Origin of the sequence: Cohnella sp. LGH (genome assembly GCF_017671885.1) — a bacterium.
GTDB classification, from domain to species: Bacteria; Bacillota; Bacilli; order Paenibacillales; family Paenibacillaceae; genus Cohnella; species Cohnella phaseoli.
Genome location: NZ_CP072117.1, coordinates 1143450 through 1161311, shown reverse-complemented (window position 1 = coordinate 1161311; position 17862 = coordinate 1143450). Strand labels below are relative to the sequence as shown.

At 53.1% G+C, this 17862-nt stretch carries 10 protein-coding genes and 1 CRISPR repeat array; of the genes, 5 read left to right on the top strand and 5 right to left on the bottom strand.

Annotation, left to right across the window (positions count from 1 at the left end; all coding sequences use genetic code 11):
• Positions 1-223 precede the first annotated feature (223 nt).
• Complete coding sequence (locus J4772_RS04565) at positions 224-1834, bottom strand: response regulator transcription factor (RefSeq protein WP_209074312.1); 1611 nt, start codon at positions 1832-1834, stop codon at positions 224-226.
• Entirely contained in the window at positions 1831-3639 is a 1809-nt protein-coding gene (locus J4772_RS04560) for a cache domain-containing sensor histidine kinase (RefSeq protein ID WP_209074311.1), read from the bottom strand. The genes J4772_RS04565 and J4772_RS04560 overlap by 4 nt, the downstream gene beginning before the upstream one ends.
• A gap of 202 nt (positions 3640-3841) precedes the next feature.
• Between J4772_RS04560 and J4772_RS04555 the strand changes: the two genes are divergently transcribed.
• From J4772_RS04555 to J4772_RS04535, 5 genes are all read left to right on the top strand, one after another.
• Entirely contained in the window at positions 3842-5134 is a 1293-nt protein-coding gene (locus tag J4772_RS04555) for an ABC transporter substrate-binding protein (protein WP_209074310.1), read from the top strand.
• 129 nt (positions 5135-5263) lie between these two features.
• Entirely contained in the window at positions 5264-6139 is an 876-nt protein-coding gene (locus tag J4772_RS04550) for a carbohydrate ABC transporter permease (RefSeq protein WP_116060135.1), read from the top strand.
• 13 nt (positions 6140-6152) lie between these two features.
• On the top strand, positions 6153-6998 hold the full coding sequence (locus J4772_RS04545; protein WP_209074309.1) for a carbohydrate ABC transporter permease: 846 nt from the start codon (positions 6153-6155) through the stop codon (positions 6996-6998).
• A gap of 37 nt (positions 6999-7035) precedes the next feature.
• Complete coding sequence (locus tag J4772_RS04540) at positions 7036-8145, top strand: glycoside hydrolase family 172 protein (RefSeq protein WP_247741018.1); 1110 nt, start codon at positions 7036-7038, stop codon at positions 8143-8145.
• 206 nt (positions 8146-8351) lie between these two features.
• Entirely contained in the window at positions 8352-9656 is a 1305-nt protein-coding gene (locus tag J4772_RS04535; RefSeq protein WP_209074308.1) for an ABC transporter substrate-binding protein, read from the top strand.
• 854 nt (positions 9657-10510) lie between these two features.
• Positions 10511-11130: direct repeats of the CRISPR family, unit length 32 nt; unit sequence GTCGCATCCCTCGCGGATGCGTGGATTGAAAT.
• A 153-nt stretch (positions 11131-11283) separates the two neighbouring features.
• Here J4772_RS04535 and J4772_RS37380 read toward each other — a convergent pair.
• The 3 genes from J4772_RS37380 to J4772_RS04520 form a co-directional block, all read right to left on the bottom strand.
• The gene (locus J4772_RS37380) at positions 11284-11910 is read right to left on the bottom strand and encodes an excalibur calcium-binding domain-containing protein (protein WP_305827842.1); all 627 of its coding nucleotides are present in this window, start codon (positions 11908-11910) and stop codon (positions 11284-11286) included.
• 150 nt (positions 11911-12060) lie between these two features.
• Positions 12061-13794 carry a methyl-accepting chemotaxis protein gene (locus J4772_RS04525; protein WP_209074307.1) on the bottom strand — a complete coding sequence of 578 codons (1734 nt, stop codon included), beginning with the start codon at positions 13792-13794 and terminating at the stop codon, positions 12061-12063.
• Positions 13795-13931: 137 nt separating this feature from the next.
• Entirely contained in the window at positions 13932-17552 is a 3621-nt protein-coding gene (locus tag J4772_RS04520) for a glycosyl hydrolase family 18 protein (protein WP_209074306.1), read from the bottom strand.
• Positions 17553-17862: the final 310 nt, after the last annotated feature.

Below are 17862 nucleotides of genomic sequence, written 5' to 3'. Positions count from 1 at the left end.
CATCCTTTGATTATGGTCGCTTTATATGATTTTTCCTACAAACGTCCGTCGTTTGAGCCTGATTGGAGTTGCTTTGTACGGTTTTTCCTATAAACATCCGTCGTTTGAGCTATTTGGAGTTGTTTTGTACGATTTTCCGACTAGCTTCCCTCGCGGAAATTTTTTCCGTAGGGCGTAAATTTTACTTGTGAGGCAGAACCCTTGTGTAACTTGAACACTACGCTTATCCCCCGCCCCCAAGCCCCTTCCGATATTCCCGAGGCGTCATGCCTGTGAGCTTGCCGAAAATTTTGCTGAAATAGCGGCCGTCCTGATAGCCGACCATCTCGGCCACCGCGGCTATCGAATACTGATCGTTCTGGAGCAGCACCTTTGCATTCTCGATGCGCACCCGTTCGATGTATTCGGATAGATTTTCGTTGTACACCTGCTTGAATCTGCGGGACAAGTACTCCCGGCTAAGGAAGAAGCGGCTTGCGATCTCCTGCAGGGACAGCGTTTGACGGTAGTGCGTATCGACGAACGCTTTGACGGCGTGGATCGCATTGTGCTCCTGCTGCCGATTCAGCTTCAACGCCTCGGCGATGCGCATCAGAGCTTCCGTCCATTCTCGGCTCCATTCCGGCAAGGATATGCTGCCGTCCTTCTCCAACATGAATAGACGACGAGGCAGCGGCGGAGGCGGATTGTCGCCGGCGTAGTCGATCTTTTCCAGCAGCCGGTTGTACATCAATTCGAATTCGTACCGCCAATATTTGAGGTGATCCCAGGTGACGGCCTGAAGCTGTCCGATCGCCTGCATCCAGTTGGTCACGGCAGTTTCGATCCGCTGTCGATCTCCGCTGAAGACGGCGACAATCATGCTTTCGCTGTACTCGGCCAGCACGACACGCTTCTCGGCGGGAGCAGCCGTCTCGACGTAAGGACGAATCCAGCGACCGTCGCCGCTAAACGATACCGAGCGGGCCGTCTGCAACGCTTGCAAGAAGCCTGCGACGATCCGATCCGGGAACCGCTGAGCCGCACCGCAGGCAAAATAGAACCGCGCGTCAAGAACGCGGTAGAGCGCTTCGTTCATCGCTGCGAGCTTGTCCGGCAGAGAAGCGAGATCGCCCGTACACAGCAGCACAATGCCGTAGTTCGGGTCGGTATGCTTAAACGCATAGCCGTTCTTGGCCGCGCCGAGAATTTCGTTGCAGATGTTGGTCATCAGAAAATAGAGCAGGTCCGGGTTATGCCCGAACTTCTCCATCATGGCGCGCGGCAGCGGATCGGTCAGCAGCATAACGAGCTGGCACTCGCGCACGTCCGCCCAGCCGAAAGCCGATTGCAGCTCCTCGGCAACGGTTCGATAATAGCCTTCCTGCGAGACCGCCTTCGTCAGCACCTTGTCCCAATAGACGGGTTTGGTCTGATTGATCTCCACGTTTTTCTGAATCGTTAAGCGACGGTTCTCCTCCGCCTGCCGCCAAGAGCTGACGGCATTCCGCAGCGCCTCCAGCAGCTCGCCTCGCTGAATCGGCTTCAGTAAATAGTCGAGCCCGCCATGCTTCATCGTCTTGCGAATAAACATCGAATCGTCGTAACCGCTGACCGCAATGCGTTTGGACTCGGGGGCTTCTGTCTCGATCCACTGCAGCAGCCCGATTCCGTCCACGTTGGGCATTTTCATATCGGTAAAAATAATTTCCGGTTTCTCGCTGCGAATCAGCTCCATCGCCGCAGCGCCGTCGGAAGCCTCCAAGATGTGCGTGATTCCGAATTCAGCCCAATTAACAAGCAGCCGGATCGAGTCTCTTACATCCTGTTCATCGTCGACAATAAGCACCTTCATGCGGATACACCCTCCTTTCTGACCGGGATAATCAAGGTGACGGAGAAGCCGGCCGGCTCCAAATTGCGGACGAGCAATTGCGACTCCTCTCCATTGTACAGCCGCAGCCGGGAGATGACGTTGATCAGGCCGATGCTGCCGTCCGAATCGCTATCGGTTTCCCCTTGTCCAATAGTCTCGACAAGCTGCCGCATGCGTTCCGGCGGAACGCCCAGCCCGTTATCTTCGATGACGATTCGCAGCTCTTCGTCGTCGCTCCGGCAGACAAGCGTAATTTCCAGCGGCCCGCTGTTGTTTTCGAAGCCGTGTTTAAAGCAATTTTCCACCAGGGGCTGCAAAATCATTTTCGGCATCCTGAGTGCAAGATCCGCCCCTTCGGTTATGATCCGGAAGCTAAGCCGCTCTTTGAAGCGTTGTTTTTGTAATTCCAAATAGGCTTCGACGTGCGAAATCTCTTTATACAGCGGGACAACCGACTCTTCCGTGTTCATGTTATAGCGCATCATCGCTCCGAGCGAGGAGGTCAGCTCGTATATTTTGGGCACCTGATGGTGCAGCGCCACGGAGCCGATCGATTGCAGCGTATTGTAAATAAAATGCGGATTGATCTGAGCTTGCAACGCCTTAAGCTGATTGTTTTTGTTGGCCAGCTCCAGCCGCAGCTCGCGCATGATCAGATTATCGATGGTATCCACCATATTTTTGATCGTATGGCCGAGCACGCCAACCTCGTCGCTGCGATCCGAATGGATGTCGAGCTTCAGCTTGCCCAGCTTGATTTTCTTGATCGATTCGGTTAGCCGTTTGATCGGAGCGGTCAGCTTAACGGAGACGAACAGCGTTGCCGCGATGGCCACGACCAGAAACGACACCAGCAAAATCATATTGATCCGCAGCACCCGCGAGGCGTTGGAGTAAAGGTAGTCGTTCGGAATTTGCTTGGCAATCGTCCACACCCGGCCAATTAGCTCAAATTTCTCATAAATCACAATTCCGTGAAAACCGTCATCCTTCCAGTCAAAATAGCCCGATTGAAACAAGTTGTAGCGAGCGTGCTGCAGCCAGCTATGAGGCGGTTTCTGTCCGATCCACTCCGTCTCGGAGGAGTAGACGGTCGTCCCGGTGTCGTCAAGCAGGTAGAGATGCTCGTTGCCTTTGTCATACAGCATATCGCTCAGGTTGCGCAGCCTATCCAGCTTAAAGTCAATCGATAGCACCCCGATTCGCTCCTTCAGCGGGGCGCGGTACACCGGACGATGAATCGTCAGCACTGTGTTGACCGGACTATAGGGAAACTCCTCCATCCCGTAGTTATGGGAGACATGCGGCGGCTCGAAATAAGGATCGTCCTTGTTCAAGGGCTGAACATAATGGCCTTCAAGGCCTGCCTGGCCGACATCGCGCTTCAGAAAACCGTTAATGAGCAAATACGATTGATCGGCCAGATCGGAATATAAGTACACTTGTTGAACTTCCTTTGCGGATTGCTCGATGGAGTGCAGGCCGGAGTAAAGGTTCCGTTCGACCATGAAGTCGCTGCGTCCCCGATTCAGAATGTTGTACAGACTGCTGGACTCATGGACATTCGTATAGACGGACAGGGACAGATTGTTCATCTGATTCAGTTGACTGATCAGACTGGTCGCGCCCTGGTGTACGATATTGGAGTTTTCGCGGATCGCGTCTTCCTTCAGGGAACGCTTAGTGTAGAAAAAGGAAAGGAAGATGGAGGCGGCGATCGGAACGATGATGGATATCAACAGAAAAACGCTCAGCTTGTACCGGATGCTGCTGCGGATTTTCATAGCGGTTCTCCTGTCTGCGGAAGTTGGCTTTCAGTCTAACACCGCCTCTTTTAAAGTTCAAGGCACCTCACAATCTTACACATTTTTGATCAATATCAGTTGTATTTTCGCAATTGCCGCTCTCCTATACTTGAGTTGTACGAAGCGCTCCGGACCTTCCGGGTTCGCCGCGAAGTTCAAAATGAAAAGGGAGAGAATACACGTGAAAAAGACAACATCCTTTGTTTTGGCAACGATCACGGCATTTGCCGTCCTATTATCGGCCTGTTCGAGTTCCGGCTCCGACAAGGCTGCGACCGGCACCGGAGCCGCTTCGTCGAGCCCCGCTTCCAGTTCCGAGAGCAAGTCGGAGGGTAAGGATGAGATTACTCTCTACACCATCCAGTCTACCAAGCCGGGCTTTCAGGAGTGGCTGAAGGAAGCGGAGGAGAAAAGCGGCGTCAAAATTAACTGGGTAGCCGCCCCGACCGATTCGGATACGCGTCAGCAGAAGGTTTCGACCATTCTGTCGTCGGGCGACAGCTCGGTAGATATTTTAGAGGTCAACGACGAGATGGCGACGTCCTTCAAAAATGCGAACTGGCTGGAGCCGCTGCAGGATACCGTTCTGACCGCGGACGTCTACAGTCAGCTTCCCAAAGGCTATATGGAGGATATGCTGACCTCGTCCAAGGGCGACGTGATCGGCGTGCCGAGCTACTCCGGATACCTGGGCCTATGGGTCGACCAGAAGAAGCTCGATGAAGTCGGGATGACTTCGATCGAGAACGAAGAGGACTTCGTCAAATTTCTGAAAGCCACGACAAAAGACGGACAATACGGCTACGGCGGTTCTTGGGAAAAGACGTACGTGTTTAACGAAATCGCGACTTTCGTGAACCTGTTCGGCGGAGACTACTTCGACTGGAGCAACGAGGGCAGTCGCAAAGCCGTTCAGTTCATGTACGATATGGCCAATACGTGGAAAGTCACGCCGGTCGATCAGATCGCCGACAAGTACGAGCAGATGAACCAGAAGTTCATCGACGGCAAATACGGGATGGTATTTATGTGGGGCACCGGTACGGATTATGAACAAGCTGGCCGCTACGGTAAAGACCAGATCCATATGATCAACATGCCGCAATTCGCCAAGCGCAGTATTTTCACCGATTCGTGGAGCTTTGTGCTGAACTCGTCTTCGAAAAATAAGGAAGCGGCGACCAAGTTCCTGAAATATGCAGCGAGCGTAGACGGCGAACTGAGCGGCTGGAAATACTTCGGCAAATATCCGGCAAGAGCCGATGCCGCCGCCAACGAAGCGGTGTCCGGCGATATCAAGGAAGTGTACACGCAGATTCAACAGACAAGCGAAGTTCGCGGCCGTCCTATGCTTCCGCAGACGATGGAGTTCATCTCCGAGATGGGCACGCTGTTCCAAAACTATATTCAGGACAAAATTACGCTGGATGAATTCTGCGCGAAGGCTCAGGAAGCCGTCGAAAGATACAAATAAGGCAGGCTCGACAGGCGCGGTTCCGCAAGCAAGTCGGCCGAAGGGTGATCGCAGCCAAACGGTGGATCATCCTCGGCTTGCCTGCGGGCCGCCGCTCGCATCGATACTCCAAAGGAAAGGCGCTTTGCCATGTACTTGAGCAGAAAATATTTGACCCTGGCTTGGGTCCTTGTCCTCCCGGCGCTGCTGATTCGATTGTTTACCACGATCTACCCGATCCTCGAGACGTTCCGGGTCAGCTTTTACGACATTAAGCTGCTGCGGGGGCTGCACGAATTCGTCGGCTTCCGCAACTATATCGATATATTTCACGATTCCAAGATGCTGACTTCGATTGAGTTTACGGTCATTTTCGTGGTCGGATCGATGATCGGGCATCTTGTATTGGGCATTGCTCTAGCACTGATTCTCAACATGAAGATCAAAGCCCAGAAGGTGCTGCGCACCATCGTGCTGCTGCCTTGGGCGATGCCGATGGTCGTCATTGCCATGGCTTCGAAATGGGCGTTCAACAACGATTACGGCTTGATCAACGATTTCGTACGCTGGTTTAACCCGTCGTTCAGCATGGACTGGCTTATTCATACGAATACGGCTCGCTACGCCGTCATTGCCGTCGACCTATGGAAGGACTTGCCTTTCTTCGCCATTCTCATTCTCGCCGGCTTGCAATTTATCTCTTCGGACATGTACGAAGCGGCCAAAATCGACGGCGCAGGGCCGATCCGGTCCTTCTTCCGCATCACTTTACCGCTGCTTTCGAAAAATATATGGGTGCTCAGCATCTTCTTCACGATGTGGAGAATTACTTCCTTCGACGTCGTTTATGCGATGACGAGCGGAGGGCCGGGCGAGAGTACCGCGCTTATCGCTTATCGGATAACGACGGAGGCGTTCACGAACCTGAATACGGGCTATGCGGCTTCGATCGCCGTCGTTCTCTTTATCGTGATGGCTCTGCTCAGCGGTCTCAGCATGAAGGCCGCCAAACGCGTCGATTATTAAGGAGCGAACGAATATGGTTTCCAAGTTTTCACGTCCATTGATTCTCCGTGGATTCCAGTGGTTGCTGGCAGCCGTTGTGGCGTTTCTCATTCTGTTTCCGTTATGGTGGATTTTCATTTCCTCCATTACGCCGGCGGGTGAGCTGTTCTCCAAGCCGATCCGGTACTGGCCGCTTCATCCGACGCTGGACAGCTACAAGTATTTGATCGACAACGTCGGTCTGATGAAGAAAATCGGCAGCACGGCGATCATCGTCGGCGTTTCCATTCTCGTCGGGATGATCATCTCCGTCATGGCTGCCTTCAGCTTTGCTCGCTTCAAGAGCAGATGGTTAACGCTTGCGGCGGCATTCCTGCTGGCGTCCATGCTAATTCCCGATATCGTCACCGCGCGTCCGCTGTACGACTTTCTGCGTTATGTAAATTTGTACGACACGTATTCCGGATTGATTGTTTTGTACATTAGCGGCATATTGCCATTTACGATTCTCATCCTGCAAAACTATCTCAAGGATATTCCGGTCTCCATCGAAGAGGCGGCTTCGATCGACGGCTGCGGCTTTTTCCAGTCGCTGTATTATGTGACGCTGCCGCTGCTCCGTCCGGCGCTGGCGACCGTATGTATCGTGAACTTCATAACGTGCCTGAACAACTTCTTTACACCTCTTTTCTATTCCAACGGCATCTCGGTGCTGTCGACGGCGATTACGCAACTGCCGCTGCGAGACAATATGTACGCCGTACCGTGGGATCTCGTCAGCGCGATGGGCTGGATTATCATTTTGCCGATTATTATTTTCGTCGCCGTATTCCAGAAGCAAATCATGGAAGGCATTATGGCGGGCGGCGTTAAAGGGTAATCCCGTTTAATATCTCATCTAAAGGAGACTGCACATTATGATCGACAATCCATTCATGGGCGGCCTGACTGCGCTGCCGCTGCTGAAAAGCGGAAGAAGCCGGGCCATCAACGCGGAAAATCCCTACGGGGGAAAAGGCAAGGGCGGCATGGCCGCCAGTCATCTCGGTCCTTCCCGCAAAGGCTCGCCTTGTCTGCGCGATGTAGCGCCGGGCGCAACCGTCACTTTGGCGGAGATGGAGGGCCCGGGGATCATCGAGCATATCTGGATTACGGTTACCGATCGGACGGAGCAGGACACTTACGTTTTGCGCGATTTGGTGCTGCGGATGTATTGGGACGACGAGACGGAGCCTTCCGTGGAAAGCCCGCTCGGGGATTTCTTCTGCAACGGCTTCGCCAGAGGCTGTACGGTCAACTCGATTCCGATCGTCGTGAATCCGACGCGCGGCTTTAATTGCTACTTCCCGATGCCGTTCCGCAAAAAAGCGAAAATTACGATCGAGAATCAGCATGAGTCCGCAATTCCGGCGTTCTTTTACCAGGTCGATTACTGCCTGCACGACGAGCTCCCGGAAAATACGGCGTACTTCCACGCCCAATGGAAGCGGCAACGACTCACCAACAAGCAGGAGGACTATGTCATTCTCGACAATGTGAAGGGCAGAGGCCAGTATGTCGGAACGTACATGGCGCTGACGACGCTGGAACGGCACTGGTGGGGCGAAGGGGAAGTCAAAATGTTCATCGACGGCGACGACGAGTATCCGACGATTTGCGGCACCGGCACCGAGGATTATTTCGGCGGCGCATGGAGCTTTGCCACGCAGAAGGACGGCAAAACGGTCGAAAACACCTATTGCACGCCGTACATGGGCTACCCGTACTACTCGAACCACGACGATCTTGTGCACAACCCGTATCATAACGACGACGTTCCGCCGATGCGCGGCTTTTATCGTTGGCATATTCTCGATCCGATCCGTTTTTACGAGGATATCAAGGTGACGGTTCAGCAGATTGGCGTGTACAAGAAGGGATTGTTCGAGAGGCAGGACGACGTCGCAACGGTCGCTTACTGGTATCAGAGCGAGCCGCATCAAGCGTTCGCGCCTTTGATGAGCAAGGAAGAGCGTTGGCCGCGATAATAGGGCCTGGAAGGAAGGGCAATAAACGGTAACGCAATAAATAGGAAGCGAGGGGCAGGCCGCTGTTGCAGCGGTTTGCTCCCTATTGCCGCTGTGTGGGAGTTGACGCTGAGCGGGGCAGAATGATTTGCGGGATGCAACGTGTATAATGTAGGTACGAAAAAAATGAAGGCACGGTAAACGGGAAAGAGGGGCGGCAGACACAGATGCGGATGCGCGGCTTGGGAATTTGGACGGTTGTTCTGCTGTTGCTCGCTTTGTCTGCGTGCGGCTTCGGCAGAAGCGAGGGACAAACTCATTTCGGAGACGGCGCCGGAGCCGACCAGGAAGATCGGACGGGGACCGTAATCAAGCTCTACAATTTCAAAGTGGAAATGTCCGAGCAGCTTGATGCGCTCGTTAAGCAGTACGCGGTGGAAACCGGCGTAAATATAGAAGTCGAGACGTGCGGAGGCGGCTGCGATTACGGGGCCGGGCTGAAGACGAAGTTCAACTCCGGCGACAGGCCGGATATTTTCTTCGTGGCGGGCTATTCCGATCTCGATCTCTTTCAAGAGCATTTGGAAGACCTGACGGACCAGCCGTGGGTAGACGATATGCTGGAACTGACGAAGCCGGCGATTACGAAGGACGGCGCGATCTACGGGATGCCGCTCGTCATCGAGGGTTGGGGATTCGTCTACAATAAAGACTTGTTTAAGCGGGCCGGTATTACGGAGCTTCCGGTGACGCTGACAGAGCTGCGGGATACGGCGATCAGGCTGAAGGCAGCGGGCATACAGCCGTTCGAGAACGGCTACGCGGAGCGATGGGTCGTCGGCAATCATTTGGTGAACGTGGCTTTTACGCTGCAGCCGGACCCGATTGCCTATGTCGAGGATGTCAGAATGGGGCGGGAGAAGCTGACCGCTAATCCGGTGCTGCGCAATTGGACCGACTTGATCGACCTGACTGTGGAATTCGGCCAACCGAACCCGCTGCAGACGGACTATACGTCGCAGGTCACCAACTTTGCGGAAGGCAAAGCTGCGATGATGCAGCAGGGCGTATGGGTGCAGGGAATGATGGACAAGCTCAATCCCGGCATGGACATCGGTTTGCTTCCGATGCCGATCAACGACAAGCGCGAAGCGATGGACAAGCTGCAGGTCGGCGTGCCGAACTATTGGGTCATTAGCCGCAGCTCCAAGGTGAAGCGCGAATCGAAAGCTTTTCTGAACTGGCTCGTCTCTTCCGCTGAGGGGCGGAAGTTTTTCGCCGATGTCCGATTTATTCCTCCTTTTAAGAGTATCCCCTTCAGTAAGGAGCAGATCGGACCGCTGGCGGCAGACGTCGAGACCTATATCGAGCAGAACAAAATCCTGCCATGGATGTGGCAGCGCTATCCCGGCTACGAGGCCAACACCTACCAGATGGCCGTCCAGGTTCAGGCGTACATCGGCAAGCGGATTGGGCGGGAGCAGCTCTTCCAGGACCTTCAGGGCACTTGGGACGATTATTCCTCGGAGTAAGGGAGTGCGCTAATTGTTGTGGGGGAGTCGTTGGCTAGTTTGTGGCTAGTTTCTAGCTAGTTTTTGGCTGATTTATGGCTGGTATATGGTCTGCCGGACTGTTAAAGGTGCAGTCGATTGAGGACTGGAAAAGTGTAAGGGTCTGACGGACCGTTAAAGGTGCATTCGGTGGAGATTTTGGAGTTGTAAGGGTCTGAGGGACCGTTAAAGGTAGAGTAGGCGGAGATTTTGGAGTTGTAAGGGTCTGACAGACCGTTAAAGGTGCAGTCGGTGGAGATTTTGGAGTTGTAAGGGTCTGACGGACCGTTAGAGGTGCAGTTGGTGGAGATTTTGGAGTTGTAAGGGTCTGACGGACCGTTAGAGGTGCAGTTGGTGGAGATTTTGGAGTTGTAAGGGTCTGACGGACCGTTAGAGGTGCAGTCGGTGCAGTTGGTGGAGATTTTGGAGTTGTAAGGGTCTGACGGACCGTTAGAGGTGCAGTTGGTGGAGATTTTGGAGTTGTAAGGGTCTGACGGACCGTTAGAGGTGCAGTTGGTGGAGATTTTGGAGTTGTAAGGGTCTGACGGACCGTTAGAGGTAGAGTAGGCGTAGTTTTTGGAGTTGTAAGGGTCTGGTGAACCTTTAGAAATAAATTGGTAGGGATGAATCCAAACGGTCCTTAGATTATTGTTAGTGCGAATTATGGTGCGAATGTGAGGCTTACATGATTTTCCGGGGGGATTCGCACCAGAAAAAGGCGAAATCCCTTGGTGGAAATTTACATTCTGAGTGTGTTAGGCTTGGATTAGATTGTATTTTTGCGTATTTTGGGTACAAAACGGGTGGTTTCTACGTTTGTAAGTCTCAAAATCGCTGTCGCATCCCTCGCGGATGCGTGGATTGAAATATCCACAGCACATGGAGATCTATGAGTCTAAAAGTCGCATCCCTCGCGGATGCGTGGATTGAAATACGTTATAGGAGGTAAATTAAATGACTCAATTAGGTCGCATCCCTCGCGGATGCGTGGATTGAAATACTTAGAATCGACCACCTGTCATGATTTTTTATAGTCGCATCCCTCGCGGATGCGTGGATTGAAATAGCGAAAAATAAGGCAGCTAATCTGCTAGCAAAGTCGCATCCCTCGCGGATGCGTGGATTGAAATATCGTGACTGACTTGGGAGTTAGGATCAATTAAGTCGCATCCCTCGCGGATGCGTGGATTGAAATATCGTGACTGACTTGGGAGTTAGGATCAATTAAGTCGCATCCCTCGCGGATGCGTGGATTGAAATACCAGCCCCATGATCGTTCCCGCATACAGCCCATGTCGCATCCCTCGCGGATGCGTGGATTGAAATCCTCCCAGGGCGACCGCAGCCGCCTCTATTGAGGTCGCATCCCTCGCGGATGCGTGGATTGAAATTGGCGGCAATGTGGCGGCTGAAACAATCACCTTGTCGCATCCCCCATGGATGCGTGGATTGAAATTTGCCGCTCCTGTCAGAATACCAGAGCCCTCCCCAGTCGTATCCCCCGCAACTGCATGAACGAAATGCGTCTGCATCATCGCCAGGAAAACAAAAAAATCCCGAAGCCATCGGTTCTGATGACCTCGGGATTTTTTTTATCTTCTGACAGTTATCACTCGCAAGCGACTCCGTCGCCGTCCCTGTCCAGCTTGAGGGAGTAGCCGGGATCTCCTTTGCGAAGAGGCGATTTACCGGCTTTGCGTACTTCGGCACAGCTTGAGTAGACGACGGGTTCCTTTGCGGGAGACGATTTGGCGGGAGGGTTCGCTGTTGCGGGGCTAGGCTGATCCGGGAACAGCTTTTTCGGCTTTTCGACGATGAACAAAACCTTCGTGCCGTCCTCATAGCCCGATAGTTGATGCCCAACCCAGCTTCCCGCGCCGCGATTGTCGCGAGATTCCACGTAGGCGACGCTGGCGCCTTTGCCGCCCTCTTGGCACATAGCCATCGGCCACTCGTCCCGATCGTATCCTTTGCGTGTATCGATGCCGGCCAGCGATTGCTTGCGGTTGTCCTCCGCGCCGCCCCGGTCTATCGTACAGACGCTGGAATAGCCCTGTTCAATTGCTCCAAGAATGTGCAGTGCCGTTTCGGGATAGGTGTCGCTAGGGAAAATAAGTTCGTGATCATATTCGGTTTGTGCCGCACCGCTTGTGAGCGTTTTTTGCGACAGTACATCGCTGCAACCGGACAAGGCCAGAGCAAGAACGAGAAGGAAAAGTAAACGCAGTTTGCTCAAGGATGTCGCTCCTTCCAAGATTATCCCTATTACAATAGCAGAATTCGCCAGGGAAGAACAGGCGAACAAAAAAAGGCGGAGCAAGGAGCAAAGCTCCCCCTCCGTCTCAATTATGCGTATTCGCAGCTTAACCTAAGTAAGCGGTTCTATCTACAGTTTGAAGTAACGAATAGAGCCGTTCAACTGACCTACGATGTCCTGCAGCTGCTCCGAAGCGGAGGCGATGTTCTCCGAAAGGGCGAGCTGTTCCTCCGTAGCCGCGGATATATTTTGGGCTTTGGCCGATATGTCCATCGCGGAGGTAGCGGACGTATCCAGGCTCGCGGATACTTGTTCGGAGCTTGCGGACATTTGCTCCGTTACGGCCGAAGTATCGTGGAGCTGCCGGGAAATTTGTTTGATCGACGATACGATGGACTCGAAACCTCGCGCTACCTCGGACAAGGCGCCGGCCCCTTGCTCGCTACGGGCCACCGTTTCTCTCATATGGGCAGAGGCTTGGCCGATTTCGCCGCGCGTATCGTCGATAAGCTGGTGAATGGCCTGCGCGGATTCCAGGGAAGTCGCGGACAGCTTGCGGATTTCCTGGGCGACGACGGCAAAGCCTCTGCCGTGCTCGCCGGCACGTACAGCCTCAATCGAAGCATTGAGCGACAAAATGCCGGTCTGGTTGGCGATGGCGGTAATTTTATCGGTGACCGAGCCGATTTCGTCCGACTTCTTGCTGAGGATGGCGACGCTGTCGTTCAGATTGCCGATGGTCGCCGCCATCTGTTCCATCTGCTGGATCAAAGCGGCAAGCATCGTTTTGCCATCGTCGGCCATTTCGTTCGTCTTCGCCGAATGGTCGGAGATGACGTTGGTGCTGTCGGCGATTTTCTGAACGCCGATGGCCATTTCCTCCATGGCCATGTTGGATTCGCGAGCAATGCCTGTCTGAGTCTCGACAAGCGTAGAAACGAGTTGGATGTTCTCCGCTACGTGACTGGAGGCGGAGGCCGATTCTCTGGCGCTATCGGCCAACTGATTCGATGCGCTGGCGACTTCTTCGGCATGTCCGGCGATTGCGCCGATAAGCCCTCTCATTTTGCCGATCATGCTATCGACCGAGAGCAGAATTTGCCCTAGCTCGTCTTTGTCGTATTTGGCCTGAGGCTCGTAGCGCAGATTTCCGTCCGCTACTTGTTTTGTCTTGGCCTGCACAATAGCAACCGTACGGCTGATTTTGCGGATCAAATAGAAGCCCAGCGATAGCAGCAAAATCCATTCCGTGATCATGATAATATAGGTCATCAAAGTCGTCTGCCCATTATCATCCTTGATCGTTTCAACTTGCTGCAAAGCATAATCTTCGAGGATTTCTCCGAAATCGTTAATGTTGCCGCGCGCTTCATCAAATTCCCGCTGCAGCTCCGCTTCTTTCGCAATGGAGTAGTTTCCGGCTTGAATTTGGGCTTCTGCATGCTTGACCCATTCATTAAACATGCGGTCAACCTCTGTAATAGTGTCGCTGATCGATTTGCCGCTATTGGCGTGGGTGAGATGAGCGATACCTTGCTCCGTCACGATCTTCAGCGCTTGGTCGATGCGATCGTTCGTTTGTTGCACATTTTCGGCGAAATCGGCTTTGGCCTTTTCTTTGTCCTCCGGGGATACAAAAGCGGAGCTTAGCTGCTGGTAGGCGGTTAAAGCCTGATACATATCTCTGTCTGCGTTAAGGACAAGAGTGAGCGAGCGGGTGCTCGTCGCATAAAGCACGTTATCCAGCTTGTTAATATTCGACGCGTTCAGTTGGAGTAAATAAATTCCTGCAGCTGCAAATAAAACTAAAGGGACAAGCAGTAAAACGAGCAGCTTGGTCTTGATCGAGATGTTGTTCAGCATGTTTTTGTCTCCTTATGACCGGCGTCGGATAGTCTTATGACATATATCGGATAAAATGTACAAAATACATAGAGACAGCTTCGAAAAAAACTCCTCTACTCCGAAAAGTAACGGAATAGAGGAGTCGGTATGCCGGTTTAGTCGGAGAGCTTGAGCGCGCGCAGCATTCTCATAACGGCAACGGTCGCTTGCGCCTTGGTTAGCGTTCCTTTGGGTGCAAGAGCGGTCGGCGATACGCCATTCATAATGTCCTCTTTGACCAGAAGCGCCAAGGCAGAGCGCGCGTACGGAGCGACGTCGGAACGATCGTCGAACGGCGACAGCGCCTCCGGCGTAGCGTTCGTCTGGGAACCGGCAAACTTCATTGCTCGTTCAAGTATGGCTGCCATCTCCTGCCGCGTAATCATTCCCATCGGATCGAAGGTATTCGCCGTTTTGCCGTTGACGATACCCAGATTCGAAGCGGCACTGATTTCCCATCCATACATGGTGTGACCACCGACGTCCTTGAACGGCGAGCCTTTTTCTCCCGGAAGGATCCCCAATCCGTTCACGATCAAGGAGACCAACTCTCCGCGCGTAATATCTTTTTTCGCTCCGAACACTCGGTCGAAGTCCGCGGTAGCAATGTCTCTGGCAACGGCTTTTTCGATGTCGTCTTTGGCCCAGGGGAGATTCGCGTCGAGGAACATCGACTGCTTCGCCTGTACGATCCCGTATATGCTGTTGCCCGTTCGTTTCAATTCGGCCGTCGCCGTTCCATCGGAATGAATGGTGAAGAGGGTCGGCACGTGACGATAAGATTTTGCTTGCGGATCATATAGCACGCCTGACGCAAGCTTTGGATTCACTTTCGTTTTGCTATCCAAAGTGAATATACGGCTGACATAGACCGATCCGAAATCTTTGATTTCGGCAACCTTATCTCCGGAAGAGACGGCTTCGACCTTGAATTCCAGCGGTCCGGCAAGCACGGATGCTCCTCTTGCTTTCGCGGCTTCGCGGAAGCCGTCGATTGTCGCCTGATCCGGAGTGCCAATCGTAATTCGTACGCTGATCACATCTTCGCCGAGCTTTAACGCCCGAATCGGGATGCTGAATTCGACTCCGTTTACAATTAGCGAGAGCAGGCCGGACGACCCTTTGTCGGCGATTGCCTGAATCACTTCCTTGGAGATCAAAGTCTCCACAGCCGCCGCATCGGATACAACAACAATTTGCGATTTCGCCGATTTAGCTTCCTTGATCGCTTTAACTGCCTCATCTGTTTTTAAGCTTACCGTCGTCTTGCCGTTTTCCGTCTTCGTCGTCGACTTCAGTCGGTTGGCGTCAGGGTCGCCGATGCCGCTTGTATCCGGTTCGGATGGAGCTCCGCCGCCTCCCCCGCCGCCGCCGCTAGAGGAAGGCGCCGCGGTGGTCGTGACCTGGATTTTATCGGCAGGGGAAATTGCCGTCGTCTGGCCATTGTCCTTAGCTACTGCGAACACTCGAATTTCATAGGTTGTTTTAGGCGTCAAGCCTGTTATAGTGAAGTCGGTCCCGGTTGTATAAGTAGTCCGGGTACGGTCGACATAAACCTCATAGCCTGTCGTGTCATCGTCTTGGGAGGCGTTCCAGGAAAGGCCGATCTTGTTCGCTCCTACAGTCGTTGCTTTCAAACCTGTCGGAGCGGCCAAGCCGATTGACAGGTCGTCAGCGATAGCCGTCGTCAGCGTACGGTTGCGATCTCCGCTAATGTCCCAGCTCATGACTCCGGCCAGATCAAGCGATTTGACGAACGAGGTTTTATGAAAGAAAGACTCCGCATCGTCGTAAGAAATAAAGCGTTTTTTCTCGCTGTTGTACAGATAGGGAACCTTCGCGATGTCGTTCCAATACCGCACGTATCCGTTTTTGTCTACATAGTGTTCTTCCAGGTCGGTATAGTCGAAAGTGAACGTTTCATAAGTGCCGAACTTCTCTCCTGCAGGCACTTCCCCGCCCTCGCACACTTGGAATTGACCTGGCTCCGGGCAGTTAAGCCATCCAGGGCCGTAGAACGGTAGCCCAAGCAGGAGCTTGTAAGGCGCGACTCCTCCGTCCAAATGTCCCGCAACGCCTCCGGAAACATTAAGCCGAGGTCCCGAAGCTTTGGGATGATCCGGGTCGTAGTAGAGGGGAGCGTTGTGATGCGCGAGTTGCTCCCAGTCTCCGGCATAATCGTAGGTCATAATATTAATGAAATCGAGATAGGCCGAAGATTGAGCCAAGTCGGCATTTACGACGAAAGCGTCCGATTGCGCGGAGGCGATCGTAAGCAAGTAATATTTTCCGTCTACGGAGCCTGCTGCATCAAGCGCCTCGCGGAGAACCTTCATCATCAGCGGGTAGTTTTCCTTATCCTTTGGATCTCGGGAGTTGTCCGGCTCTCCTTCAGCGACGGGATATTCCCAGTCGACGTCAAGTCCGTCCAGATCGTATTCCCGCAGAAAATCAACTACGGAATTGGCAAAGGCTCGGCGAGTTTTCTCCTCCATGGCGATACGGGAGAAATGATCCGACCACGACCAGCCGCCAACCGATACAATCAGCTTTAAATTCGGGTTGTCGGCTTTCCGGGCGTTCAGCCGGGCCATATTATCGATGTCGACTTCCCCGTCACCGATAACCATTTCTCCATCGAAGACGTAGTCGGCTTGAAGCGGAATGTCCGGATTCTGACAAGGACGGCCGCTGGAGGAGAAGCCCTTCCAGCATAAATCCGAAAAGGCGTAATTGATATGGGTTAATTGCGTGACATCGACGTCCTCAGGCATGAAATTGCGCTCGAATACGGACCAGGAGGTGTAGTAGGAAACGATGTTGTAATGGCTTCCCGGCTTAACGATGCGGCTCTCACTGTCTGACGAGCTCCAGAGCCGATTTTTTGCAACGACCTTGAAGGAATAGGACTGCCCCTCCGTCAGGCCTGCGGCAACATAACGGTTCGAATCGCTCGTGCCGATCAACGCTCCGTCGCGATAAATCTCATAACTGGTTGCGCCGGGCGTTGGCGCCCAACCGAGCATAGCAACCGACTTCGTGGCGGTAATCACCTGAAGATCGCGCGGGGCTTCAAGCTGCCCCAACGTCAGGTTGACCGCATTGCTTTTCACCGAGACTGAAGGGGGATTCTGTGCTGCGATGGCGAAAGAATAGACCGCCCCGGTGACAGAGGAGTCGATAGGAAAAGTATAGGTATTGGAGCCGTCCCATACACCGGTTTTCCAGCCGCCATTCAAGTACACATCGTAGCCGCTCGCTCCAGGGCTGCCCTCCCATTGGAATGTGATGCCGGACTCGGTAATGTCTGTCACTCTCAAGTTGTGAGGCGGGAGCAGGGGAGGCTCGGGGTACCCTCCGGGGTCAGCCTCGGTCGTTACGGTAACGGTGTTGCTTTTCAGACCAGTTAAGCCTGCGGTAACGTAGAATGAGTATTCAGTTTCTGCTTTCAAGCCGCCGATTTCTGCCGGAGGTCCTGATATCCATTTATAATACTTGCCGTCTGCCCCGTAGACGTTATAGCCATCATCGGGAGTATTTCCATCTGCCAAATCCCAAGACAAGGTAACCGTATTATGCGTGAAGCTATCTACCTTAAGATTACTTGGAGGTGCGGTAGCTTCCGCAGAGGCCATGGAATCCGGCAAGAACGGTAAACCCGGGGAGAGAATCAAAACAAAGCTCAATATCAGTGCCGTTATTTTCGCGTATGTAACGCGAGAAAACCGATTAATCATAGCGTCATTACTCCTCTCTTCATGAACGATTAATGGGATTAACCAATGTAAACGCTTGCAGAATATTCGACAAACACCTCCCGAATTCGACGGATAGAATGCTGGGTCTGTTTGCTAAGCAGCCTGGAGCCTTTTCATCGGCTTCGGGACTAGAGGCGATGCGTTTTCCCGTAAGCATGTGAGATTTTAATGGACATGGGCACAGAAAACGAGAGGACAAAAAAATGATTTTTTACATTTTTTAACGTACTTCAGAGTAAAAGGAGCGGAATGCGTCATCAGACGGCTGCAAACGAACGCAAAAAGGCCG